Source organism: Aeromonas dhakensis, from assembly GCF_000820305.1.
GTDB lineage: Bacteria > Pseudomonadota > Gammaproteobacteria > Enterobacterales > Aeromonadaceae > Aeromonas > Aeromonas dhakensis.
Map to the genome: position 1 here is coordinate 32,792 of NZ_CDBH01000072.1, position 23,607 is coordinate 56,398.

A 23,607-nucleotide genomic window follows, 5' to 3' on the forward strand; every position below is an offset into this window, starting at 1 on the left:
CCATAAAAAAACCGCCGATTGGCGGTTTTTTTGCGTTGGTTGCCGATCAGGGCGTGCAGACCGGGCAGAGGGCGTAGGTGCCCTGCGGATCGTTGAAGCGGGTCAGCGGGTCCAGGCTGCGGTTCACCTCCACCAGCGCCTTGCCAAGGCCGGCCGGCAGCCAGCTCTGCAGGTGCGAAGCCAGCACCTGGGCGCTGCTGTCGAACAGCTGGCGCAGGAACTTGTCTTTGGCCGACTCTTCCTGCTCGATGGGGGCGACCTGCCACTCCTTGAGGTTGGCCAGCTCGGCTGCCGCCTTGATGGCCGCCTCCTGATCGCCAAACTCGTCCACCAGGCCCAGTGCCTTGGCGTCCTGGCCGGTCCAGACCCGGCCCTCGGCCGCTTTCTCGGTCTCTTCCGGGCTCAGGCCACGGCCCTTGCTCACCAGACCGACGAAGCGCTGGTAGGTATCCTCCACGTTCAACTGGATCGCCTGGCCGACGTGTTCCGGCAGGGCACGGGTCAGGCCGACGCCGACATAGTCGGTGGTGCCGACGCCGTCGGTGTGCACTCCGTACTGGGAGAGCGCCTTGTCGATGGTGGCGAACATGCCGAACACCCCGATGGAGCCGGTGAGGGTGGTGGGGGAGGCGAAGATCTTGTCCGCATCGGCGGAGATCCAGTAGCCACCGGAGGCGGCGTAGCTGCCCATGGAGATCACCACCGGCTTGCCGGCCTGCTTGAGGGCCAGCAGCTCGGCGCGGATCTGCTCGGCGGCGAAGGCGCTGCCGCCGGGGCTGTCAACCCGCAGCACCACGGCCTTCACCTTGTCGTCGCGGCGGGCATCGGCCAGCAGATCGGAGAGGCTGTCACCGCCGATGGTGCCGGCAGGCTGGACACCATCCATGATGGCGCCGCTGGCGACGATGAGGCCCACCTCATCCTTGCCGCTCTGGGGATACTGGTTCGGAATGGCGGCCAGGTATTCTTTCAGGCCAACCCCCTTCCAGCCGTGGTCATCGCTCTCGCCCACTTCCTTGATCACCGCCTGGGTCATCTCGTCGCGGGTCGCCAGCTGGTCCACCAGACCGTTGTCGAGGGCGTAGTTGGCCGCGTTGCCGCCGGCCTTGCGCAGCAGCTCGAGGAAGCGATCCTTGCCTGGCGCCACGGCGTCCGGTTCGATTTCACGCTGCTCGGCCACGTCGGCCACATAGGATTGCCACAGCTGATCCAGCCAGCGCTGGTTCGCTTCCTTGCTCTCGGGAGACATCTCGTCACGGGTATAGGGTTCGACGAAAGACTTGTAGGTGCCGACCTTGAACACGTGCGGGGTGATGTTGAGCTTCTCCAGCGCCGACTTGTAGTAGGTCTGGTAGACGCCGAGCCCCTCGATCACCACGGCGCCGCTCTGGTTGAGCAGCACGTGATCGGCGTGGGCGGCCAGCAGGTACTGGCCCTGAGTGTAGAAGTCGGCCATGGCGATGACCGGCTTGCCGCTCTCCTTGAATGCATCGATGGCGTTCGCCACCTCCTGCAGTTTGGAGAAGCTGGTGCCCTGCAGCCCCTGGGGCTTGATCACCAGCGCCTTGATGCGATCGTCATCCTTGGCGTTCTTGATGGCCCACAGCAGATCGGAGAGAACGATCTCGCTGGGCAGCTCGTCGCTGTTGTCCACCTGGCGCAGCAGCTGCACCGTGGGATCGGTTTGCGAGCGCTGTTCCACCAGTACGCCGGAGAGATTGAGGGTGAGGGCCCCTTCGATGGGGGCGCTGGGGGCCTCTTTCTGGCTGACGCTGAAGACGATGATCAAGACCACGACGAGAAACAGCAGATTGACCAGCATCAGCCGGGTGAAATTGAGCAGGCGCCACAGGCTGCGAAACAGCCAACCCAGACCTTTGAAAATAGACATAGTCGCGTTATCGCCCTGTTAATGGGGAGGGAAGCGCCATTATTAACCAGTTGGCCGGTGAAATGCCATTTCCGCTTGGAGAGGATCGGAGCCGGTGAGTTCGGAACACGTCTGTTCGCCGAAAAATTGTCCAAACATTTGTTTGAAAAAGCATTTTTGATTCTTTACTCTAGCCTCGGTTTGATAACAAAAAATTAACTGGAGGCCCTGTGAGCCGCCCACCCATGCTGCCGCCTTGTTCCAGGCCTGAGTCCGGACGGCGGGGGATGGGCGTGGTGCCATCCAGCCCGGCCCCGACAAGGAGTTCATGATGAGCCGTTACCCGACCCTGCTGACCCCCCTCGATCTGGGCTTTACCCAGCTGCGCAACCGCGTGTTGATGGGATCCATGCACACCGGCCTCGAAGAGGAGAAGGGGGGCTTTGACAAGCTGGCCGCCTTCTATGGCGAGCGGGCCCGGGGCGGGGTCGGCCTCATCGTGACCGGCGGCATCGCCCCCAACCTGCGTGGCCGACTGGTGCCCCACGGCTCCCAGCTGAGCTTTCCCTGGCAGGTGGCCAAGCACAAGAAGGTGACCAGTGCGGTGCATCAGGAGGGGGGCAAGATAGCGCTGCAGATCCTCCATGCCGGCCGCTACGCCTATCATCCGTTCAGCCTGGCGCCGAGTGCCCTCAAGGCCCCCATCTCTCCGTTCAAGCCGCGCGCCATGAGCGAACGGCAGATCCGCGGCACCATCCGCGACTTCGCCTCCACCGCGCAACTGGCCAGGAGCGCGGGCTACGACGGGGTCGAGGTGATGGGCTCGGAAGGCTACCTCATCAACCAGTTCATCTGCGAGCGCACCAACAAGCGCACCGACGGCTGGGGTGGTAGCAGCGAAAACCGCATGCGCTTCCCGGTGGAGATTGTCCGCGCCATCCGCGAGCGGGTCGGGCCGGATTTCATCATCATCTTCCGCCTCTCCATGCTGGATCTGGTAGAGCAGGGCTCGACGCTGGAAGAGGTGATTGCGCTCGGCAAGGCGCTGGAGCAGGTGGGGGTCACTCTCATCAACACTGGCATCGGCTGGCACGAGGCGCGCATTCCCACCATCGCCACCAGCGTGCCGCGCGGCGCCTTCAGTTGGGTGACCGCCGAGCTGAAAAAACACCTCAAGGTGCCGCTTATTACCACCAACCGCATCAACACCCCAGAGGTGGCCGAGCGCATTCTGGCGGGCGGCGAGGCGGATATGGTCTCCATGGCGCGCCCCTTCCTGGCCGACCCCGAATTCGTCATCAAGGCCGCCGAGAACCGGGCGGACGAGATCAACACCTGCATCGCCTGCAACCAAGCCTGCCTCGACCACATCTTCAAGCAGAAGCGGGCCTCCTGCCTGGTCAATCCGCGCGCCTGCTTCGAGACCGAACTCAACTTCGGCCGGGTGCCCCAGCCCAAGAAGCTGGCGGTAGTGGGGGCCGGCCCCGCCGGGCTGGCGTTTGCCTGCTACGCCGCCGAGCGTGGCCATCAGGTGAGCCTGTTCGATCAGGCCAGCGAAATCGGCGGTCAGTTCAACTTTGCCAAGCAGATCCCGGGCAAGGAGGAGTTTCACGAAACCCTGCGCTACTTTGCCAAGCGGCTGGAAAAGTGCGGCGTCGAGCTCTATCTGGGCCAGCGCCAGAGTGCCGAGAGCTTGCTTGGCGGCGGCTTTGACGAGGTGATCCTCGCCACCGGTATCCGCCCGCGCACCCCCAACATTCCGGGTATCGAGCATCCCAAGGTGCTGAGTTACCTGGACGTGCTGCGGGATCACAAGCCGGTGGGCGAGAAGGTGGCGGTGATCGGCGCCGGCGGCATCGGCTTCGACGTGGCCGAATATCTGGTGGAAAAACGGGTGGATGGGGGCCAGAGCCGGGATCACTGGCTCAAGGAGTGGGGCATCGACAAGCAGCTCGGCGAGCGCGGCGGTCTGACGACCCCGGTGATCGACGCCCCCGAGCGCCAGATCTGGCTGCTCCAGCGCAAGGAGAGCAAGGTGGGCGATGGCCTGGGCAAGACCACTGGCTGGATCCACCGCACCGTCTTGAAGAACCGCAAGGTGGAGATGCTCTCCGGCGTGCAGTATCTGCGCATCGACGACGAGGGGCTTCACATCCGGGTGGGCGACCAGCAGCTGTGCCTGCCGGTGGATCAGGTGATCATCTGCGCCGGCCAGGAGCCGCTCAAGGAGCTGCAGGCCGGTCTGCAGGCGGCGGGCAAGCCGGTACACATCATCGGCGGCGCCGACGTGGCCGCCGAGCTGGATGCCAAGCGCGCCATCCGCCAGGGGGCCGAGCTGGCGGCCCTCATCTAGAAGAGGTTCAGGCACGGGAAAGCGAGAGGGGCGACAAGCCCCTCTTTGCATAGGAAATCTCCTTGCTCTGGCAGAACCGGCGCTTGTGGCTTGACTGAAATTAACATAGGGTCAACAAATACCTGTCTGGCGTCATGAGGGATGTACCGCCAGACGGGGGCAGGCTCAGCAAGCCAGATATGCCCCCTTGGTGCCACCATTGGCCTGAACGTGTCGACCAATCCCCTCTCCCGGACAAGGCAATAAGGACATTACCATGTGCCCGGCAACACCCATAAACCCAGTCTGCAACCCTGCTCCTCGTGTTGGCTCAGTCGCATTGGCGGTGATGCTGTATTGCTCACCGGCGTTGGCGGATCCAGCCGGCAGATTGATCTTTCTTGGCTGGACCAGCGATCAACTGCATTCGGTCTGGCTCTCAGCCGTGTCATCCGGCCAGTTTGAGGTGGAGTCGGCCAAGCAGGGGCAAGTCTATGACAACTGGAGTCAGGACCGCAGAGGCCTGCATCTGACCCTGTCACCCGAGGTACAAAACGGCGGTACCCACAAGCTATATGCCTATCTGGATACGACATCAGGTAAACGAGTCCTGCTCGATACGGATAACCAGCAAAATGGACATTTCACCTTTCCCGGTAATTTCACTCCGCCCACTCTGCCGACCAGGCCGCTCCCTCCTATCGCTGTTTTGCCTCCCGAGAGCGGTGTAACACCGCCGATAGGTACTCTGCCGCCACAGGGGATGATGCCGACCCGGCCCGGCGGCGTAACACCGCCGATGGGCACTTTGCCGCCGCAGGGGATGATGCCGACTCGGCCCGGCGGCGTAACACCACCGATGGGCACTTTGCCGCCGCAGGGGATGATGCCGACCCGGCCTGGCGGCGTAACACCGCCGATGGGCACTTTGCCGCCGCAGGGGATGATGCCGACCCGGCCCGGCGGCGTAACACCACCGATGGGCATTTTGCCGCCGCAGGGGATGATGCCGACCCTGCCCGGCGGCGTAACACCGCCGGTGGGCACTTTACCGCCACAGGGGATGATGCCGACCCGGCCCGGTGGCGTAACACCGCCGATGGGCACTTTGCCGCCTCAGGGGATGATGCCGACCCGGCCCGGCGGCGTAACACCGCCGGTGGGCACTTTACCGCCACAGGGGATGATGCCGACCCTGCCCGGCGGCGTAACACCGCCGGTTGGCACTCTGCCGCCGCAGGGAGTGATGCCGACTCGACCCGGAGTTTTACAGCCGCCCACAGGTCTGCAGCCCACACCTGTGCTCCCGATGGTAACGCATCCGGCCGGAGAGCTGGCGAGCGAGCGCGCCTGGAATGAAACCAGATTGTGCGTCATGGCAGACGAGCGAGCACAGCTGCCGCCCACTCTGCACGATCGATATCCGGATTGTTCCTCTTCCCGGGAGGCTGTGGTTGTGGTGGGGCAGCCACAGCCCAGACGCTGGGCCTTGTGGGGGGACGAGGTCTACTACGACATAGCGGATCACCGGGAAGGGAGCGATCTGTCCGGCAGTACCAATGTGTTTACCTTGGGGGCAGAGACTCGTCTCGATCAGGCTATGTCGCTGGGATTTGCCGTCTCCCGACTCGACAGCAAGGCAAGTGCCTTCGAAGGGGGAATGAGGCTGGCTGCAGGGGGCTACAATCTGGGCCCCTACTTCACTTATCAATTGTCGAAACGCTGGATGCTGGATGCGACCCTGATGTATGGCTGGATGGACAACGAGCAAGGCTTGTTGTTTCTCAGCGGTGACTACGGTTCGACGTCCGTGAGCGGCAACCTGGGGGGCTCGGCCCAGTTCGAGTGGGACGCGTTCACCCTCCGTCCCCGACTAGCGATCAGTTACAGTCATGGCCGCAGTGACGGCTATCGGTTGCAAGGGGATTACCGTGGCCTTCCCCTGCAGCTGGAACGGGGGAGCGACAGTTACAACCAGGGCAACCTGACGGGGACGCTGGAGCTGAGCCGGCTCTATCATACCCGCGATGGTGTGCCGGTGATGCCTTATGGGGAACTGGGTCTCGATTATGGCTTTGAGAGACCTAACGATGGCTATATCCTGACGGGCAATCTGGACATGGCCCGCACCCAGCCGTTGAGCGGCACTATGCGGGTCGGGCTGCGCACTCTGCTGGGTGGAGACACCACGGTCACGGCCAGTACCGGTTATCTCAGCCTGGGTCAGGGGGGGCTGAATGTCTGGGAATGGAGGCTCAATCTTTCCAGGTCATTCTGAGCCTAGGCCCGACCTTTTCTCAATGAAGGAGATTTTGATGGATGCACTGACGTTATTGCTCAACCGCCACTCCTGTGGCCGTCTGGCCGAGCCGGCTCCCGCCGGAGAGGTACTCGACAATATCCTCAAGGCCGGGCTGCGGGCGCCGGATCACGGCACCCTGACCCCCTGGCAGTTCATCCTGTTCGAAGGGGAGGGCCGCGAGCGGTTGGGCACCCTTTTGGCGGAAGCCGCCCGTAGCCGCGGTGAGGATGAAGAGAGCATCAAGAAGTGCCGGGAAGCTCCGCTGCGCGCGCCCCTGGTGATCGCGGTGGCGACCCGCCATCAGGAGCACCCCAAGGTGCCGCGGCTGGAGCAGGAGCTCTCCGCCGGCTGCGCCCTGATGGCGATGCAGATGGCGGCCCAGGCCCAGGGCTTCAACGGCATCTGGCGCTCCGGCTGGTTTATCTTTGACGAGCAGATCCAGGCCGGCCTTGGCCTTGGCACAGACGATCAGCTGGTGGGCTTCCTCTACCTCGGCACCCCCATGCTGGAGGCCCGCAAGCTGCGCGAGCTGCCGGTGAGCGAGTTCGTGCGTCGCTTCTAGTCTGATGGACTGTCGATAAAGCCCTGACTTGTCAGGGCTTTTTTGTTTCTGGCGACAGGCTGTACTGATAAATGAAAAATTGCCAAGAGGCAGGCCGTGGCTGGCAGGGAATTTTTTAAATAGTGAGATGCCGTTCTCAATCCTGGTTTATTACGCTATGTAAAACGTTTGCGCCTCGTTAATATCCCTGTGCCAGTTTAGAAGGTGACCCCTTCTAATTTTCTGCGATGAGAGTCGCAATTCCGTAGCACCTTTTTACAGCCCAACGTCTTGATGACATTGGGCTTCATTTTTATGGGCGTTTTTTAGGTACCTCTACCCTCAACCTCCTAGGACCGGAAAGGTCACCTTTTCCCCTTAATTCCGTAGTTTCCGGTGCGCGCCGCTAGCTTACCGGCGTCTTGCCTTTGGCGGGCAATACGCGGGCCGGGTTGCCGGCCACCCGGGCACCGGCCGGCACGTCTTTGGTGACCACGGCTCCGGCGCCCACGATGGCCTCCCGCCCTATGGTGACACCGGGCAGCAGAATGGCGCCGCCACCGATCCAGACCCTGTCCTCGATGGTGACCGGCAGCGCGGTCTCCACCCCCTGAGTCCGCTCATCGGCATCCAGCGCGTGGGCGGCGGTATAGATCTGCACGTTCGGCCCTATCATCACCTCGGCGCCGATGCGAATGGGGGCGTTGTCCAGCAGGGTGGCTCCCATGTTGATGTAGCTGCGCTCGCCTAGGTGAATGTGGCGGCCATAGGTGCAGTAGAGGGGCGGGCAGATAAAGGCGCCCTGGGCCAGCTCGCCGACGATCTGCTGCAGCAGCGCCAGCTGTTCATCCTCCTCGTCGCTGCGATTGAAGCGGCGGTACAGGCGGGCCGTCTCCCGGCGCAACAGATCCAGTTCCGGTGCCATGCAGTTGTAAGGCTGGCTGGCGATCATCTTGTCGTACTCGGTCATGGGGGCTCCTGTGGCTTGTCTTTGTGGCGCCTGGGTTATACATGCTAGCGGCCCGGTCGCCGGATAACCGTGATCAGCGGCCCGCTACGGGCAGCACCAGATTGGTCGGCCTGCCCTCGGCAAAGGCAATCAGGTTGTCAAAGGCGGCCTGAAAGTAGAGTTGGTAGCTGTTGCGCTCCACATAGCCGAGATGAGGCGTAGCCAGCACATTGGGCAGGCGCAGCAAAGGCTCGCTCTGCACCGTGGCGGGCTCTGCGTCGAACACGTCGAGGGCTGCGCGCCGGGTCGGGTTGGCGGCGAGTTCGGCATAAAGGGCGCCGGGCTCGACAAGCTCCGCCCGACTGACGTTGACCAGCAGGGAGTCGGCCTTCATCCGCGCGAGATCGGCGCGGGTCACGCAGCCACGGGTGGCCTCGTTCAGGCGCAGATGCAAAGAGAGGACGTCGGCCTCGCGAAAGAAGTTCTCCTTGTCACAGGCGCTGGCATGGCCATCCTGCTCGGCCTGCCGGCGGGAGCCCTCGCTGCCCCAGATCAGCACCGACATGCCGAAGGCCCGACCGTAACCGGCCACCAGTCTGCCAATCTTGCCGTAGCCCCAGATGCCGAGCGTCAGCCCCTGCAAGGTACGCCCCAGCCCCAGTGTGCCGGACTGCTGCCACTGCCCCTGGGCGAGGGCATGGCAATAGGCCGGGAGGTGGCGGGAGGCCGCCATGATGAGGGCCCAGCAGAGCTCGGCGGGCGCCACCGGGCTGCCGATGCCTTCGGCGACGGCCACCCCGTGGCGCTGACACAGGAGGGGGTCGATATGCTGGCTGATCTTGCCGGTCTGGCTGATGAGCCGAAGGGAGGGGAGTCTGCGCAGCAAGGCTTCGTCGATGCGGGTGCGCTCGCGGATGAGCACCAGCGCCTCCACCCCTGCCAGCCTGGCGGCAAGGCGCTCGGGGTCAGGTTCGCTTCGGGTGAGAATGGTGACGTCGTGGCCCGCCAGGCGGGTAAAGCAGGGCAGATGACGCACCTGATCCTGATAGTCGTCCAGTATGGCAATCCGCATAAGCACTCCGTGTCGCAGGGGGGACTGGCGGCCTATCCTACCGGAAACGGGGTGAGCTGTGTGGTCAAATGAGCATGTATGGCGCTGGGTGGTGGAATCAGCGAAGAAGCGGCTGCCGCCGGCGGGCCGAAAACAGACGGGGCTCCCGTGTAGGAGCCCCGTTGATAGTTTGGCAAGTGCCGCTTAGCCGAGTTTGTAGCTGATGGGCTGGCAGCCGCCGTGGCTTATTGCTTATCAGCCGAGTTTGCGGCCGATGGGTTGGCAGCCGCCATAGCTTGTTGCTTCTCAGCCGAGTTTGCGGCCGGAGAGACGGCACCACTCTTCCTTGACGGCGGTCGGGTCCATCTCGAACCACTGGCCGTAGATGGTCTCCAGCTCCGGCGCCTGGCTCTCCAGCACGCCGGAGAGGGCCATCAGGCTGCCCGCCTTGCCGTGGCCGGCGATAAGCGGCGCCAGCTCGCGCAGCGGGCCGGCCAGGATGTTGGCGACCACCACGTCTGCTTCGACATCTTGCGGCTGATCCGCCGGCAGGTAGAGTTCGATCTGATCGGCGACGCCATTGCGCTTGGCGTTGTCACGGCTGGCCTGGATGGCCTGCGGATCGATGTCGATGCCGATGACCCGGGCCGCGCCCAGTTTCAGGGCGGCGATGCCGAGGATGCCGGAGCCGCAACCAAAGTCGACCACTGTCTTGCCAGCCAGATCCAGCCCGTCCAGCCACTGCAGGCAGAGCGCCGTGGTGGGGTGGGTACCGGTACCGAAGGCCAGGCCCGGGTCCAGCATGACGTTGACCGCATCGGGGTTTGGCACGTCGCGCCAGCTCGGGCAGATCCACAGCCGCTCGCCAAACTGCATGGGGTGGAAGTGATCCATCCACTCGCGCACCCAGTCCTTGTCTTCCAGCTGCTCCACCTTGTAGCCCACGTCTTCGCCGAAGATCTGCTGGAAGAAGGCGATGGTGGGCGCCGGATCGGTTTCGGCGTCGAACAGCCCCATTACTTCGGTCTCGCCCCACAGCGGGGTTTCGCCCGGCATGGGTTCATAGACGGGCACATCCTTGGCATCCATAAAGGTCACCGCCTGGGCACCACGCCCCAGCAGCATGTTGCTCACCTTGTCTGCGGTCTTGGCAGTGGCGTTGATTCGAATTTGTATCCAGGGCATGGCGTCGACTCTTCATAAATGTGAAACCGCGGGATTCTATCATCATGGGCGTGTGCTGTCGTGGTTTGCCCATGCAGTGTGGTGGAGGAGGCGGACTTTGCCGAGTTGGCACGGTTCATGTATTCCTCATTGGGTGACGGGAAGCAACCTGTTCCCGCTGAATGCTTTGCTCTAGGAAAGTTCCGTCATCTTTTTCAGCCACCTTCGGGTGGCTTTTTTTTGCCCGCAGAATGGCCGGGGGCTACAGACCCAGGTGGCAGGGCACAATGTGGCAAGCAAGCGGGGAGGGGGGCGGGATTGGCACACTAGCTGCAAAGGTTCAGAGGTCCTGCATAAGGATATGTGTGTGATTGTTACCCCAACGTTCAGGTATTTAGGGCCATCCCGGCGGGATGGCCCCTTTTTTTGGCTTTTTTATGGTGAAGCTGCGTGGTGACTGTCTGTTGCCTGATATGTGCTGTGCAGTGATGGGGCTTGTCACTGGTGAGTTCACCCCATGATGGTGCAGTTTTTACCCATAAGGGATTAGTTGCCGAACCGGCTCATGTCGATCACCAGCTTGCCCACCATGCGGCCGGCTTCCACCTCGGCATGGGCCTGAGCCAGGGTCGTCGGGGTCAGCTCGGGTACCACCTTGCTGAGGGTGCTCTTGACCACGCCCTGATCCACCAGTGCGGCGACCAGCCCCAACAGGTTGTGCTGCTCAATCATGTCCGGGGTCTGGAACAGGGAGCGGGTAAACATGAACTCCTGGCTGAAGGTGACGCTCTTGCTCTTGAGCAGGGAGAGATCCCAGGGCTCGCTCGATTCGGCGATGGTGCAGATATGGCCGAACGGGCTGATGAGGCTGGCCATGGCATCCCAATGCTGCTCGGTGGCATTGGTGCAGAAGATGGCGTCCACCTGGTTGATGCCGAGGGCGGTGAGCTCCTCTTGCAACTGGTGATGGCTCACCACCTGATGGGCCCCCATCTGCAGACACCAGGCCCGGGTTTCGGGGCGCGAGGCGGTGGCGATCACCTCCATGCCGGTGAGCTGGCGGGCCAGCTGGATGGCGATGGAGCCGACCCCGCCGGCGCCGCCGATGATAAGCAGCCGTCCGCGGCTCTCGCGGCTGAGGCCTATGCGCTCGAACAGGGTCTCCCAGGCGGTGATGGCGGTGAGCGGCAGGGCGGCCGCTTCCAGGTCGCTCAGGCTGGCGGGGGCGAGGGCGGCGATGCGCTCATCCACCAGTTGCAGGGCGCTGTTGCTGCCGGGTCGGCTGATGTCGCCGGCATACCAAACCCGGTCGCCCGCCTTGAACAGGGTCACCTCAGGGCCGACGGCGATCACCTCGCCCACGGCGTCCCAGCCCAGCACCCGCGGGCTGCTCTCGACCTTGGCCTTGGGGGCGCGCACCTTGGTGTCGACCGGGTTGATGGAGGTGGCGTTGACCCGCACCAGCAGGTCGTGCGGGCCCGGTGTCGGGTCGGCCAGATCGGCCTCGATGAAGCAGTCGGGATGATCGCTCGGCAGATAGTGGGTCAGGGCGATGGCTTTCATGGCAGTTCCTTTCAAATCGGTTGGATGGGGATTGCCAGCCACTCTAGTCTGGTTGATTATTCAGATTAAGATGGGTAATTGGTAAAGACTGTTTGAATATATGAACAATGTCGAACTGGAGCTGATGGGGCTGTTTGCCACCGTGGTGGAGCAGGGCAGTTTTACCGGCGCGGCCGAGCTGCTCGGCATGCCCAAATCCTCGGTCAGCCAGAAGATCTCGCGGCTCGAATCCCAGCTCGGGGTGCGCCTGTTGCAGCGCACCACCCGCCGGCTGAGCCTGACCCCGCAGGGAGAGGTCTATGTGGAGCAGTGCCGGGCGCTGCTGGCGCTGGCCCGCAGCGCCAATCTGGCGATGGCGCGGCTGCGCGCGGCCCCGGCCGGGCGGGTGCGGATCACCGCGCCGGAGGCCACCGGCACCCTGCTGCTCGGCCGGATCCTGGCCGAGTTTCGGGCCCTCTATCCCGAAGTGGTGCTGGAGCTGACCCTCTGCGATGAGCAGCTCGATCTGGTGGGGGAGGGTTATGATCTGGCGCTACGGGCGGCGCCGCTGAAAGACTCCAGCCTTATCTGCCGGCGCATCGGTCAGGTGCCGCGCCATCTGGTGGCGGCACCCGCCTATCTGGCGGCCCACGGCATGCCGCAACAGCTGAGCGAGCTGGGTCGATACGCCTGCCTGGTGCACACATCGTTGCCGGTGTGGCCGCTGCAGGAGGGGGGCTGGCGGCCGCAGGGGGCCTGTATCAGCAACAGCCTGCTGGCGCTGCGGGAGCTGGCCATCAACGAAGGGGGAATTGCCCTGCTGCCCCATCACGTCTGCGAAGGGGATCTGGCGAGTGGCCGCTTGCAGAGGGTATTGCCCGAGCTCGCCGTGCCGCCCAACCCCTTCTATCTCATCTACCCGAGCCGGGAGCACCTGGCCCCCGCCCTGCGCAGCCTGATGGATTTCGTGGCCGAGCGCCTGCCGTTTGCTTGAGGTTACCAGCCGCTCTGGCCGGCCGACTCCTGATTGGGCTTGAGGCCGAGTGGCACCGACTGGCGCTCCGCCAGCATGCGGATCTGCCCTTCAATGAGGCTGGCGTTGGGGCCCAGCACCAGCACCAGCTGATGGTCGTTGAGCTGGATCCAGGAGAGGCAGCCCAGCCCCAGCAGACGGGATTGATCCACCAGCGAGATGTCGCGCACCCGCAGGCTTAAGCGGGTCAGGCAGACGCTCATTGCCTGCAGGTTGTCCATGCCCCCCAGCACCTTGAGGTACTGGATCGCCAGCATCTGGGGGTCGGAGGGGGCGACGCTGGCAAGGCGCGAGTGTTCCGGGGCGATGGGCTTGCTCGGCAGGCTGAGGGGCGTGCGCTCCAGCAGCTGATAGAACAGCAAGGTGTAGGCGACGAAGAACAGGATGCCGACCGGAATGAGCCAGAAGCTGTGCTCGCCGGCGTGGTAGCTCAGCACCAGGTCCAGCAGGCCGGCGGAGAAGTAACTGCCCACCTTGATGCCGAGCGCGCTGCAGGTGGCGAGCGACAGGCCGGTCAGCAGGGCGTGGGCCAGAAACAGCCAGGGGGCGGTGAAGGCGAACAGGAACTCGATGGGCTCGGTGATGCCCACCAGCGCCGAGGTGAGCGCCAGGGTGAGCAGCAGCCCCCCCTGCGGCAACCGCTGCATGCGCTGGCGGTGCAGCCAGATGGCGAAACAGGCGCCAGGCAGGCCGAACATGATGATGGGGTAGAGCCCGGCCACATAGCCTTCGTGCAGCGGCTGGGCGCTGGCCAGCGCCTGCAGGTTGCTCTCCCCCAGCCCGATGAGGCTGCCCAGCACCTGGTGCAGGCCGAGCGGGATCAGCAGCCGGTTCAGCACACCGTAGCAGAAGGCGCCGAGCGGGGTGGTGAGCAGCTCGGAGGCGAGCAGGGTGATGCCCTGCTCCAGCAGCGGCCAGAGCAGCGCGAGGGGGAAGGCCAGCAGCAGACAGGCCAGCGCCGAGGCGAGCAGGCTGGTGAAATCGCCGTTGATTAGCCGCAGCCAGTGGGGCATGGGGTGGCGCTTGAGCCAGGGGTAGACGATGGCGGTGGTCAATCCCCCCAGCAGGCCGCAGATCATGTCGCTGTGCAGGCCGGGGGCCAGGGTGCCGAGCGCCGAGCTCAGCAGCAGGAAGTTGACCGCCCCGGCCAGCGCCTGGCTCCCCTCGCCCTGGCGGCTCAGCCCGAAGGCGATGGCCACCGCATAGATGAGCGGCATCTGGCTGAACAGGGCGCGACCGGTGAGGGAGAGTACCGCCAGATCCAGCACGTCCGGCTGGCCGAGCCGATAGAGCAGGGCCGCCAGCGGCAGGATGGAGACCGGCAGCAACAGGGCGTAACCGAGTCGCTGCAGGGCTTGGGTCAGGATCTGTCTGGCGTTTTGGACGGGCATAAGGGCGCACTGTTTTGTGACATGGCGCACAGTTTACCCTTAAAGCACCCATTTTGGGATAGTTTCGGAACCCTTTATTAATCCATTGCTGAACAAGGTTCGAAGAGCCGCCGCACGCTCTGGCTCGGAGCCGGGGTGAGCAGGCTGACCAGCACGAAGGCGATCAGCCCCAGCGCCAGGCTCGGCACTATGGCGTGCAGGCCGGCCAGCTTGATCCCCCACTGGCTCAGGACGGCGTAGCAGAGGATGCCGCACACCATGCTGGCCAGGGCTCCCGGGCCGTTGGCCCGTGACCAGTAGAGGCCGAGCACCAGCGGCCAGAGGAACACCGCCTGCAGGCCACCGAAGGCGAGCAGGTTGAGCCAGATGATCATCTCGGGGGGCTGCAGCGCCGCCAGCAGCACCAGGGTACCCAGGATCAGGGTGCAGAGCAGGGAGAGGCGCGGCACCCGTACCTCCAGCTTCTCCTGGCCGGCCTTCTCCGGGCTCAGGTAGTTGAGGTAGAGATCCTTCACCAACGTGGCGGAGGCCTGGATCAGCTGGGAGTCGATGGTGGACATGATGGCCGCCATGGGGGCCGCCAGGAAGACCCCGGCCAGCCAGGGGGGCAGCACTTCCATCATCAGTGAGGGCATGATCTTGTCCGGGCTGTCCATGCCGGGCAGGATGGCGCGGCCCAGCGCCCCGGCCAGGTGCATGCCGAACATCAGGAAGGCGCTGACGATGGTGCCGATCAGGATGCCGCGATGCAGCGCCTTGCTGTCGCGATAGCCAAAACAGCGCAGGGCCGAGTGGGGCAGTCCCACCACCCCGACGCAGACCAGCACCCAGAAGCTCAGCATGAAGGGCTGGGTCAGCATGTCGCCGGCTCCCTGCGGGCTCACCAGCTTGGGATCGATCGCCTTGAGCTGGTGGATGAGGTTGGGCAAACCATCCCCCGCGATCAGGATCCCCACCAGCAGGGCACCGGTGCCGATCAGCATGATGATCCCCTGCAGCGCATCGGTCATCACCACGGCGCGAAAGCCGCCGATCACCGTGTAGAGCAGCACGCAGCCGGCAAACAGGAACAGCCCCTGCTGATAAGAGAGACCGGTGGCGGTCTCCAGCAGGCGGGCGCCGCCGATGAATTGCACCACCATGGTGGCGATGAAGGCGAGGATGATGGTGACCGAGCCCAGCACCACCACGGCCCTGCTCTGGTAGCGGGCCCACAGCATGTCGTTGATGGTCACCGCATTGACCCGGCGGGCGATGATGGCGAACTTCTTGCCAAGCACCCCCAGGGTGAGCCAGACGGTGGGCAGCTGGATCATCGCCAGCAGCACCCAGCCCAGACCAATCTTGTAGGCGGCACCCGGCCCGCCGATGAAGGAGGAGGCCGAGGTGTAAGTGGCCACCAGGGTCATGGCCAGCACCAGGCCGCCCATGCTGCGGTTGCCGATGAAGTACTCCTGCACGAAGTCACCGCCCACCCGGTGGCGGCTGGCCCAGAAACCGACCCCCAGCACCAGCACCAGATAGATGCACAGCGGCAGCATCAGCTCAAGATTCATGGGGAGGCTCCTTGTCATCGAGGGGCTGGGAGTCGAGGGGGATATCCACGAACAGGCGATCCACCATCAGGCCGCACAGCACGATGAACAGCAGCGGCATCAGAATGCAGCTGAGCAGGAACCAGAGCGGCATATCCCAGAATTCGATCTCTTCGGGGATGAAATAGGCCGTGCCATACCAGGCAAGGAAGTAGAGCAGGGTCAGCAGCAGGCAGAGTGCTGCTTCCCGACGAGCGAGCGCAAAACGGTTCACCTTGGCCTCCGACAATTTCGAGGGGCGCAAGGATAACAAAAAAGGGCCATGTCGCCATGGCCCTTTTTCAGCAGAAGATCTGCGGACGCGAGTCTTACAGACCCAGCTTCTTGTGCAGGTAGTGGATATTGGTACCACCGTGCTGGAAGTTTTCGTCCTTCATGATCTCTTTTTGCAGGGAGACGTTGGTCTTGATCCCTTCCACCACCAGCTCGTCCAGCGCCTGACGCATGCGGGCAATGGCGACGTCGCGGTTTTCACCGTAACAGATCAGCTTGCCGATCATGGAGTCATAGTAGGGCGGCACCTTGTAGCCGGCGTAGATGTGGGAGTCCCAACGCACGCCCAGACCACCCGGCGCGTGGAAGCGCTGGATCAGGCCCGGAGACGGCATGAAGGTGGCCGGGTCTTCGGCGTTGATCCGGCACTCGATGGCGTGGCCACGGATGCGGATGTCCTGCTGGGTGATCGACAGGGGCTGGCCGGCGGCGATGCGCAGCTGCTCCTTGATGAGGTCGACGCCGGTGACCATCTCGGTAACCGGGTGCTCTACCTGGATACGGGTGTTCATCTCGATGAAATAGAACTCGCCGTTTTCGTACAGGAACTCGAAAGTACCCGCACCGCGGTAGCCGATCTCGATACAGGCGCGCACGCAGCGCTCACCGATGAACTTGCGCATCTCGGCGGTGATGCCCGGCGCCGGTGCCTCTTCGACCACCTTCTGGTGGCGACGCTGCATGGAGCAGTCGCGCTCGCCCAGATAGAGGGCGTTGCCCTGGCCGTCTGCCAGCACCTGGATCTCGATGTGGCGCGGGTTCTCCAGGTACTTCTCCATGTAGACCATGTCGTTCTTGAAGAACTGGCCTGCTTCGGACTTGGTCAGCGCGATGGCGGCAGCCAGCTCGGCTTCGCTGCGCACCACGCGCATGCCGCGACCACCACCGCCACCGGCGGCCTTGATGATCACCGGGTAGCCGATGCGCTTGGCAATGGCGGCGTTGTGCTTGGCATCGCTGTCAACCGGACCGTCGGAGCCCGGTACGCAGGGTACGCCCGCCTTCTTCATCGCCTCGATGGCGGAGACCTTGTCACCCATCAGGCGAATGGTCTCGGCGCGCGGGCCGATGAAGACGAAGCCGGATTTCTCGACCACTTCGGCAAAGTCGGCGTTCTCGGAGAGGAAGCCGTAGCCGGGGTGAATGGCAACGGCACCGGTCACCTCGGCGGCGGCGATGATCGCTGGCACGTTGAGGTAGGAGTCGGTACTGGCCGGTTTGCCGATACAGATGGTTTCGTCGGCCAGCAGCACATGCTTGAGCTCCCGGTCGGCGGTGGAGTGAACGGCCACTGTCTTGATCCCGAGCTCTTTGCAGGCGCGCAGGATCCGCAGGGCAATTTCACCGCGGTTGGCGATGACTACTTTGTCCAACATGGGTGGCGATTTCCCTTATTCGATGATGAACAGCGGCTCGTCAAATTCGACGGCCTGACCATTTTCAACCAGGATCGCTTTGATCACGCCGGCCTTGTCGGATTCGATTTGGTTCATCATTTTCATGGCTTCGACGATGCACAGGGTATCGCCGACATTGACGTGCTGGCCCACTTCCACGAACGGCTTGGCTTCCGGGCTGGAAGAGCGGTAGAAGGAACCGACCATGGGGGAGCGCATCAGGTGACCGGCCGGGGTGGCGTCTGCAGCCGGTGCTGCGGCGGCCGGGGCGGCGGCGACAGGAGCGGCTACCGGAGCAGCAACCTGCGGCATGATCATCTGCGGAGCAGCGGTCACCTGACCGGAGAAGTTGCGGCTGATGCGAACGGACTCTTCACCTTCGGAGATCTCCAGTTCGGCGATGCCGGACTCTTCAACCAGTTCAATCAGCTTCTTGATTTTGCGGATATCCATTAGCATTCTCTTTCTTCTTTATCTGATCAGTGATTATCAAGCCGCGCGCAACTGGTGCACGGCCGCGGTTAAAGCGAATTGGTAGCCATCGGCCCCCAGCCCACAAATGACCCCCTTGGCGACATCAGACAGATAGGAGTGATGACGGAAGGGTTCCCTGGCGTGGACGTTGGACAGGTGAACCTCGATAAAAGGGATGGCCACACCCAGCAGCGCATCGCGGATGGCGACGCTGGTGTGGGTGAAGGCGGCCGGATTGATGATGATGAAGTCCACCTGACCCATGGCCTGGTGGATGCGGCCGACCAGCTCATGTTCGGCGTTGGATTGCAGGTGTTCCAGTGTGACCCCGAGTTCGCCGGCACTTAGCGTCAGATCGGCGACGATCTCATCGAGCGTCTTGCTGCCGTAGATGCCCGGTTCCCGTTTGCCCAGCAGGTTCAGGTTCGGCCCGTTGAGCAGGAGAATTCGGTATTTTTGCGACATATTGAGTACATCCTCGATGATAATGCTGCTATCTGTCAGCTATCTTGTGGACTACCAGAAATCTAGCCATTTTCTGCTCAAATCGGTGTGCACTGGCACACAGATTTCGCAATTATATTGATTTCGTGAAAATTAGCAGCATTTTACTGGTCTAATCTCTACATCTGTCTGTTTTTTGCTCTATCCGGTCGACTGTCAAAACACTCACTAGCAGGAATGACAAAGCCGGCACTGGGCCGGCTTTGGAGGCAAAAGGCAGACGGGATCAGGCGGCTTCGGACTTCTCGCGAATGAGTTTGTCCACTACGCCCGGATCCGCCAGGGTAGAGATATCCCCCAGGCTGTCGGTCTCGCCGGTGGCGATCTTGCGCAGAATGCGCCGCATGATCTTGCCGGAACGGGTCTTGGGCAGCCCCTCGGCCCAGTGGATCACGTCCGGGGTGGCGATGGCGCCGATCTCCTTGCGGACCCACTCCTTCACCTCCTTGTGCAGCTCCCGGCTCGGCTCTTCGCCGGCGATCAGGGTGACATAGGCATAGATGCCCTGACCCTTGATCTCGTGCGGTACCCCCACCACTGCCGCTTCGGCGATCTTCGGATGAGCCACCAGCGCGGATTCGATCTCGGCGGTACCCATGCGGTGGCCGGAGACGTTCAGTACATCATCCACCCGGCCGGTGATCCAGTAGTAGCCATCCTCGTCGCGACGGGCGCCGTCGCCGGTGAAATAGCGGCCGGGGAAGGTGGAGAAGTAGGTCTGCTCGAAGCGCTCGTGATCGCCGAATACGGTGCGCATCTGGCCCGGCCAGGAGTCGGTGATCACCAGGTTGCCCTCGGTGGCCCCCTCCAGCGGCTCGCCCATGTTGTCCACCAGCGCCGGCTGCACGCCGAAGAAGGGGCGGGTGGCCGAGCCTGGCTTGAGATCGGTGACGCCGGGCAGCGGGCTGATGAGGATGCCGCCGGTCTCGGTCTGCCACCAGGTGTCGACGATGGGGCAACGCTCGTCGCCTATGGTGCGGTAGTACCACTCCCAGGCTTCCGGGTTGATGGGCTCGCCCACCGAGCCCATGATGCGCAGGCTCGAACGGGAGGTACCCTCAACGGCCTCGTTGCCCTTGGCCATCAGCGCGCGGATGGCGGTGGGGGCGGTGTAGAGGATGGTGACCTGGTGCTTGTCCACCACCTGGCTCATGCGGTTGGTTGCCGGGTAGTTGGGCACCCCTTCGAACATGATGGTGGTGGCGCCGTTGGCGAGCGGCCCGTAAACCAGGTAGGAGTGGCCGGTGACCCAGCCCACGTCGGCGGTACACCAGTAGATGTCCTCCTCGTGGTAGTCGAAGATGTACTTGAAGGTGAGGGTGGCATAGACCAGATAGCCGCCGGTGGTGTGCAGCACCCCCTTGGGCTTGCCGGTGGAGCCGGAGGTGTAGAGGATGAACAGCGGGTCTTCGGCCCCCATCGCCTCGGGCGGGCAGTCGCTGCTGACGGCAGCCGTTGCTTCATGCCACCACAGATCGCGGTGGTTGTGCCAGGCGATGTTGCCGCCGGTACGTTTGAGCACGATCACCTTGCTGACCTTGGTCTCCGGGTTGGTGAGCGCTTCATCCACGTTCTTCTTGAGCGGCACCGGGCGGCCACCGCGCAGCCCCTCATCGGCGGTGACGACGATGGTGGAGCCGGAGTCGATGATGCGACCGGCCAGGGCTTCTGGCGAGAAACCGCCGAAGACGATGCTGTGCACGGCGCCGATGCGGGTACAGGCCAGCATGGCGATGGCCGCTTCCGGCACCATGGGCATGTAGAGGCAGACCACGTCGCCGCGATGCACCCCTTGTGCCTTCAAGACGTTGGCAAACTTGCACACCTCGGTGTGCAGCTCGCGATAGGTGAGCTTGCGATCCTCGGCCGGGTTGTCCCCTTCCCAGATGATGGCGACCTTGTCACCGCGCTCGCTCAGATGGCGATCCAGGCAGTTGGCAGAGACGTTGAGCAGGCCATCTTCATACCACTTGATGGAGACGTGGCCCGGATCGTAGGAGGTGTTCTTGACCCGGGTATAGGGCTTCATCCAGTCGAGGATCTTGCCCTGCTCGCCCCAGAAGGCATCCGGGTTCTGCACCGAGGCCTGGTACATGGCCTCATAGCCTGCTTTGTCCAGCAGGGCGCCCTGGCTGATGTGGGCTTTGACCGGGTAGACCTTGCTCTCGCTCATGTGTCACTCCTTTGAATACATTTTTGTAATGATTGGATAACAACTTATACCTTTGGCGGGGGAGGGCAATTAGACTTTTGGATAGATGGCAACATCCGCTTACAGTCGCGTCGATGACAATTCATCGCCGATTGGGTAAAACGTCGCTTTTACCGATGGAGACAGCCCCCGTGTTGACCCTGCTTCTTTGCTCCTCCCTCTGGCAGTTCGAGGCCCCGAAGGTCACCGATGAGGCCGCATTGGCCGCCCCCCATGCCAACGGTCTTGAACTGACACCGACACAGCCCGATTCACCCTCATTGCGGGATCACATCAGCGGCCAGCTGAGCGAGGCCTGGCTGGCGCGCAAGCCGCCGGTGTCCGTCACCCTCGGGGAGAAAAAGTCCTCTTATCCGCAGGACTCCTTGCTGGAAGAGTCACGTCGGCAGCAGGACGAAGGCTGGGACGCCAGGCTGACCTTCAACGATTGAGTTGGCTGTGGCTGTCACTCGCCTGGTGCAGGGCTCAGCACCAGTGATTCCTGCCCGATGCCTGCTGCGCCGCCAGATGGGGCTCGGCCAGCGGATGGCTGAACAGATAGCCCTGCCCCTCCTGACAGTGGAGGGATTGCAGAAACTGGCGCTGGGCCTGGGTCTCTATCCCTTCAGCGGTCACCATCATGCCCAAGCTGTCGGCCAGGTTGACGATGGTGCGGCACAGCTCCCGGCTGTGCTTGTCATCGGGCAGCGCCTGCACGAAGGTCTTGTCTATCTTGATCCGATCGATGGGCAGGCTTTTCAGCAGGCTCAGGGATGAGAAGCCGGTGCCAAAATCGTCGATGGCGATCTGCACCCCCAGCTCCTTCAGCCGCTTGAACAGCTGCAGACTCTGGTCGACCCGCTGGATGATGCTCTCTGTAACCTCTATCTCCAGCCGCTGCGGCGGAAAACCGGTCTCGGCCAGGATGGCGGCGACCCGCTCCACGTAACCTGCCGAGCGCATCTCCCGTACCGACACATTGACCGACAGTCTGGGCACCGCCAGCCCTGCGGCCAGCCAGGCTTGCCCCTGCTGGCAGGCGGTACGCATCACCCACTCCCCGATCTGCTCGATGAGACCGCACTCCTCGGCCACCGGAATGAAGCGGGTCGGCCCTATCATGCCCTCGCTGGGGTGTTGCCAGCGCAGCAGGGCTTCCAGCCCGCTCAGCTGGTTGCTGGCCAGATCCGTCATGGGTTGATAGAGGATGCAGAGCTGCTGCTGCTCGATGGCCTGGAACAGCCCCTGCTCCATGCTCAGTCGCTCCCGGGTCTGTTCCGTCATGTCCGGGGTATAGAAGAGGTAACCGTTGCGGCCCTGGTTCTTCGCCTCGTACATGGCGCTGTCGGCGGCACTGACCAGAGTGTCCGGGGTGGTGGCGTGTTCCGGATAGAGGGCGATGCCGATGCTGGCGGAGACGGCCACCCGCTCGTGATCCAGCTCGACCGGCTCGCGCAGGCGGGCCAGCAGCTGCTCGGCGAGCCTGGCCAGCTCCTCCGGCTGCTCGAAGTAGGGGATCAGCACCAGAAACTCGTCGCCGCCCAGCCGGGCTGCCACGTCGTTGTGGTGCAGCAGTCGGCGAATGCGCTCGGCCAGCAGCTTGAGCAGCTCGTCCCCGGCCCGGTGGCCCAGGGTGTCGTTGATCAGCTTGAAGCCGTCCAGATCGATAAACAGCAAGGCGAGCTGCTGCCGGTTGAGGTGGGCGGTCTTGATCTCCAGCTCAAGCCGCTCCTGCAGCAGGTTGCGGTTGCCGAGCTCGGTCAGGGGATCGTGATAGGCGAGGTGGTTGAGCTGTGCCTCGGCCTTGCGAATGGCGCTGATGTCGGAGAAGGCGATGACATAGTTGGTGGTGTTGTGGCGGCTGTCGTGGACGGCGCTGACATGCTGCCAGGAGGTGAAGTAGCCGCCATCCTTGCGCAGGCACATCATCTCGCCATGCCAGGCGTGGCTGCCGGGCAGCAGGGTGTGCCAGGGGTAGTCGATGTCGGTGTGGCGGCGCGGGTGCATGATGGCTTCCGGTGACTTGCCGACTACCTCCTCCTCCTCGTACTGGGTCATGCTGCAGAAGGCCGGGTTGACCGAGATGATCTGGCGCTGGCCATCCATGATGATGATGCCCTCGGCGGCGGTTTCGAACACCACGTTGGCCTGGCGCAGCTTGTCTTCCTGGGTGCAGCGATCGGTGGCGTCGTGGATCACCCCGGTGATGCGTCGCCCCAGATGTTCGCTGGCCGCCACGTGATCGGCATGGATGTCGACCCAGCCTCGCTGCTGATCGGGCCCCAGGTAACCGAGGGTGAGATGAATGGGGGCCGTGCCCTTGAGCGCCGCCCTGAGCTGCTCGCCAGAGAGAGGGTCGAAACGCTTGATGAACTGCTCCATTCCCCCCTGAAATTCGCTGGCGGCGGTGCCGAGCAGCTGCTCGACCCGGCCGTCAAACTGCAGTCTGTCCTCCTTGACGTGCCACTCCCACACCCCGATCCGGCCGGCATTCATGGCCAGTTGCAGCCGCCGCTGCGACTCGACCTGTTCGGTCACGTCGCGCACTATGGTGAGAATGCCGTCGGGCACGCCCTGTTCGTCGAGCATGGGGCTGTAGATCGCCTGCCAGTGGCGTTGCTGGCCCTGATGGGCCGCGGTATGGCCGCTCAGGTTCAGCTCGACCCGGGGGACGCCGCTGCTGATGATCTGCTGGAACAGGGGCTCCAGCACGGGGGCCAGGGCCGGGACTATTTCCCGCAGGGTGTGGCCGTAGTGCTCCTCCCGGGAGAGGCCGTTGAGGTTGGCCAGGGTCTGGTTGACGCTGCGGCAGCGAAAGTGGCGATCGAAGATGCCTATGCCAAACGGGGCCAGTTCGAACAGCTGCTGCAGCTCGTTCACGCTCAACTGCCCCGCCTGCGGCGGATCGGGCATGGCGTCGAAAAGCTCTTTCCCCATCACGGGACTCCGAAATTGACTGTTTTGTCATTTGAGGTGTTGTCAGTATGGCATGAAGCCT

18 protein-coding genes are annotated in these 23,607 nt (G+C 63.4%); 5 read left to right on the forward strand and 13 right to left on the reverse strand.

Going from position 1 to position 23,607, the window contains the following annotated elements; translation table 11 throughout:
* Window positions 1-46: 46 nt before the first annotated feature.
* Window positions 47-1,891, reverse strand: coding sequence for a signal peptide peptidase SppA (gene sppA, locus BN1143_RS21270; RefSeq protein WP_042052133.1), 1,845 nt, complete (start codon window positions 1,889-1,891; stop codon window positions 47-49).
* Between the two features lie 310 nt (window positions 1,892-2,201).
* On the opposite strand from sppA, the gene BN1143_RS21275 reads away from it, so the two are divergent.
* The 3 genes from BN1143_RS21275 (at window position 2,202) to BN1143_RS21285 (ending at window position 7,066) form a co-directional block, all read left to right on the forward strand.
* Window positions 2,202-4,223, forward strand: coding sequence for an NADPH-dependent 2,4-dienoyl-CoA reductase (locus BN1143_RS21275; RefSeq protein WP_042052135.1), 2,022 nt, complete (start codon window positions 2,202-2,204; stop codon window positions 4,221-4,223).
* A gap of 742 nt (window positions 4,224-4,965) precedes the next feature.
* Entirely contained in the window at window positions 4,966-6,480 is a 1,515-nt protein-coding gene (locus tag BN1143_RS22820; RefSeq protein ID WP_231570720.1) for an autotransporter outer membrane beta-barrel domain-containing protein, read from the forward strand.
* A 37-nt stretch (window positions 6,481-6,517) separates the two neighbouring features.
* Window positions 6,518-7,066, forward strand: a complete 549-nt coding sequence (locus BN1143_RS21285; RefSeq protein WP_017779913.1) for an NAD(P)H nitroreductase — start codon at window positions 6,518-6,520, stop codon at window positions 7,064-7,066.
* A 385-nt stretch (window positions 7,067-7,451) separates the two neighbouring features.
* On the opposite strand, the gene BN1143_RS21290 is transcribed toward BN1143_RS21285, so the two are convergent.
* From BN1143_RS21290 to BN1143_RS21305, 4 genes are all read right to left on the reverse strand, one after another.
* A complete protein-coding gene (locus BN1143_RS21290; RefSeq protein WP_017765184.1) occupies window positions 7,452-8,015 on the reverse strand; it encodes a sugar O-acetyltransferase in 564 nt (187 codons plus the stop codon).
* Window positions 8,016-8,088: 73 nt separating this feature from the next.
* Entirely contained in the window at window positions 8,089-9,066 is a 978-nt protein-coding gene (locus BN1143_RS21295; protein WP_017765183.1) for a D-2-hydroxyacid dehydrogenase family protein, read from the reverse strand.
* A 285-nt stretch (window positions 9,067-9,351) separates the two neighbouring features.
* Window positions 9,352-10,230, reverse strand: coding sequence for a 50S ribosomal protein L11 methyltransferase (gene prmA / locus BN1143_RS21300; protein ID WP_042052139.1), 879 nt, complete (start codon window positions 10,228-10,230; stop codon window positions 9,352-9,354).
* Window positions 10,231-10,755: 525 nt separating this feature from the next.
* Window positions 10,756-11,772, reverse strand: coding sequence for a zinc-binding alcohol dehydrogenase family protein (locus BN1143_RS21305; protein WP_042052141.1), 1,017 nt, complete (start codon window positions 11,770-11,772; stop codon window positions 10,756-10,758).
* Between the two features lie 100 nt (window positions 11,773-11,872).
* Between BN1143_RS21305 and BN1143_RS21310 the strand changes: the two genes are divergently transcribed.
* On the forward strand, window positions 11,873-12,745 hold the full coding sequence (locus BN1143_RS21310; protein WP_005298022.1) for a LysR family transcriptional regulator: 873 nt from the start codon (window positions 11,873-11,875) through the stop codon (window positions 12,743-12,745).
* A gap of 2 nt (window positions 12,746-12,747) precedes the next feature.
* Here the strand turns inward: BN1143_RS21310 and BN1143_RS21315 are convergent, their stop codons facing one another.
* The 7 genes from BN1143_RS21315 to acs form a co-directional block, all read right to left on the reverse strand.
* Window positions 12,748-14,175, reverse strand: coding sequence for a PTS transporter subunit EIIC (locus BN1143_RS21315; protein ID WP_042052142.1), 1,428 nt, complete (start codon window positions 14,173-14,175; stop codon window positions 12,748-12,750).
* Between the two features lie 77 nt (window positions 14,176-14,252).
* On the reverse strand, window positions 14,253-15,731 hold the full coding sequence (gene panF, locus BN1143_RS21320) for a sodium/pantothenate symporter (RefSeq protein WP_042052144.1): 1,479 nt from the start codon (window positions 15,729-15,731) through the stop codon (window positions 14,253-14,255).
* Window positions 15,721-15,999 carry a DUF997 family protein gene (locus BN1143_RS21325; protein ID WP_010633080.1) on the reverse strand — a complete coding sequence of 93 codons (279 nt, stop codon included), beginning with the start codon at window positions 15,997-15,999 and terminating at the stop codon, window positions 15,721-15,723. Before BN1143_RS21325 ends, panF begins: the two co-directional genes overlap by 11 nt.
* Before the next feature lie 79 nt (window positions 16,000-16,078).
* Window positions 16,079-17,419: an acetyl-CoA carboxylase biotin carboxylase subunit gene (gene accC / locus BN1143_RS21330; RefSeq protein ID WP_005298029.1), complete on the reverse strand. Its 1,341-nt coding sequence runs from the start codon at window positions 17,417-17,419 to the stop codon at window positions 16,079-16,081.
* A 15-nt stretch (window positions 17,420-17,434) separates the two neighbouring features.
* Window positions 17,435-17,893 carry an acetyl-CoA carboxylase biotin carboxyl carrier protein gene (gene accB, locus BN1143_RS21335; protein WP_005298038.1) on the reverse strand — a complete coding sequence of 153 codons (459 nt, stop codon included), beginning with the start codon at window positions 17,891-17,893 and terminating at the stop codon, window positions 17,435-17,437.
* A gap of 36 nt (window positions 17,894-17,929) precedes the next feature.
* Window positions 17,930-18,379 carry a type II 3-dehydroquinate dehydratase gene (gene aroQ, locus BN1143_RS21340; protein WP_042052145.1) on the reverse strand — a complete coding sequence of 150 codons (450 nt, stop codon included), beginning with the start codon at window positions 18,377-18,379 and terminating at the stop codon, window positions 17,930-17,932.
* Between the two features lie 265 nt (window positions 18,380-18,644).
* Window positions 18,645-20,591, reverse strand: a complete 1,947-nt coding sequence (gene acs, locus BN1143_RS21345) for an acetate--CoA ligase (protein ID WP_005298042.1) — start codon at window positions 20,589-20,591, stop codon at window positions 18,645-18,647.
* Between the two features lie 170 nt (window positions 20,592-20,761).
* On the opposite strand from acs, the gene BN1143_RS21350 reads away from it, so the two are divergent.
* A complete protein-coding gene (locus BN1143_RS21350; protein ID WP_042052146.1) occupies window positions 20,762-21,061 on the forward strand; it encodes a hypothetical protein in 300 nt (99 codons plus the stop codon).
* Window positions 21,062-21,095: 34 nt separating this feature from the next.
* On the opposite strand, the gene BN1143_RS21355 is transcribed toward BN1143_RS21350, so the two are convergent.
* Entirely contained in the window at window positions 21,096-23,546 is a 2,451-nt protein-coding gene (locus BN1143_RS21355; RefSeq protein ID WP_042052147.1) for a sensor domain-containing protein, read from the reverse strand.
* Window positions 23,547-23,607: the final 61 nt, after the last annotated feature.

Bases quoted from the DNA above. Each gene is read 5' to 3' on its own strand.
- BN1143_RS21290 (WP_017765184.1), bottom strand. From the start codon at position 8,015: ATGACCGAGTACGACAAGATGATCGCCAGCCAGCCTTACAACTGCATG.
- BN1143_RS21305 (WP_042052141.1), bottom strand. From the start codon at position 11,772: ATGAAAGCCATCGCCCTGACCCACTATCTGCCGAGCGATCATCCCGAC.
- acs (WP_005298042.1), bottom strand. From the start codon at position 20,591: ATGAGCGAGAGCAAGGTCTACCCGGTCAAAGCCCACATCAGCCAGGGC.
- BN1143_RS21310 (WP_005298022.1), top strand. From the start codon at position 11,873: ATGAACAATGTCGAACTGGAGCTGATGGGGCTGTTTGCCACCGTGGTG.
- sppA (WP_042052133.1), bottom strand. From the start codon at position 1,891: ATGTCTATTTTCAAAGGTCTGGGTTGGCTGTTTCGCAGCCTGTGGCGC.
- accC (WP_005298029.1), bottom strand. From the start codon at position 17,419: ATGTTGGACAAAGTAGTCATCGCCAACCGCGGTGAAATTGCCCTGCGG.
- BN1143_RS22820 (WP_231570720.1), top strand. From the start codon at position 4,966: ATGATGCCGACCCGGCCCGGCGGCGTAACACCGCCGATGGGCACTTTG.
- BN1143_RS21275 (WP_042052135.1), top strand. From the start codon at position 2,202: ATGAGCCGTTACCCGACCCTGCTGACCCCCCTCGATCTGGGCTTTACC.
- BN1143_RS21295 (WP_017765183.1), bottom strand. From the start codon at position 9,066: ATGCGGATTGCCATACTGGACGACTATCAGGATCAGGTGCGTCATCTG.
- aroQ (WP_042052145.1), bottom strand. From the start codon at position 18,379: ATGTCGCAAAAATACCGAATTCTCCTGCTCAACGGGCCGAACCTGAAC.
- panF (WP_042052144.1), bottom strand. From the start codon at position 15,731: ATGAATCTTGAGCTGATGCTGCCGCTGTGCATCTATCTGGTGCTGGTG.
- BN1143_RS21355 (WP_042052147.1), bottom strand. From the start codon at position 23,546: ATGGGGAAAGAGCTTTTCGACGCCATGCCCGATCCGCCGCAGGCGGGG.
- BN1143_RS21285 (WP_017779913.1), top strand. From the start codon at position 6,518: ATGGATGCACTGACGTTATTGCTCAACCGCCACTCCTGTGGCCGTCTG.
- prmA (WP_042052139.1), bottom strand. From the start codon at position 10,230: ATGCCCTGGATACAAATTCGAATCAACGCCACTGCCAAGACCGCAGAC.
- BN1143_RS21315 (WP_042052142.1), bottom strand. From the start codon at position 14,175: ATGCCCGTCCAAAACGCCAGACAGATCCTGACCCAAGCCCTGCAGCGA.
- accB (WP_005298038.1), bottom strand. From the start codon at position 17,893: ATGGATATCCGCAAAATCAAGAAGCTGATTGAACTGGTTGAAGAGTCC.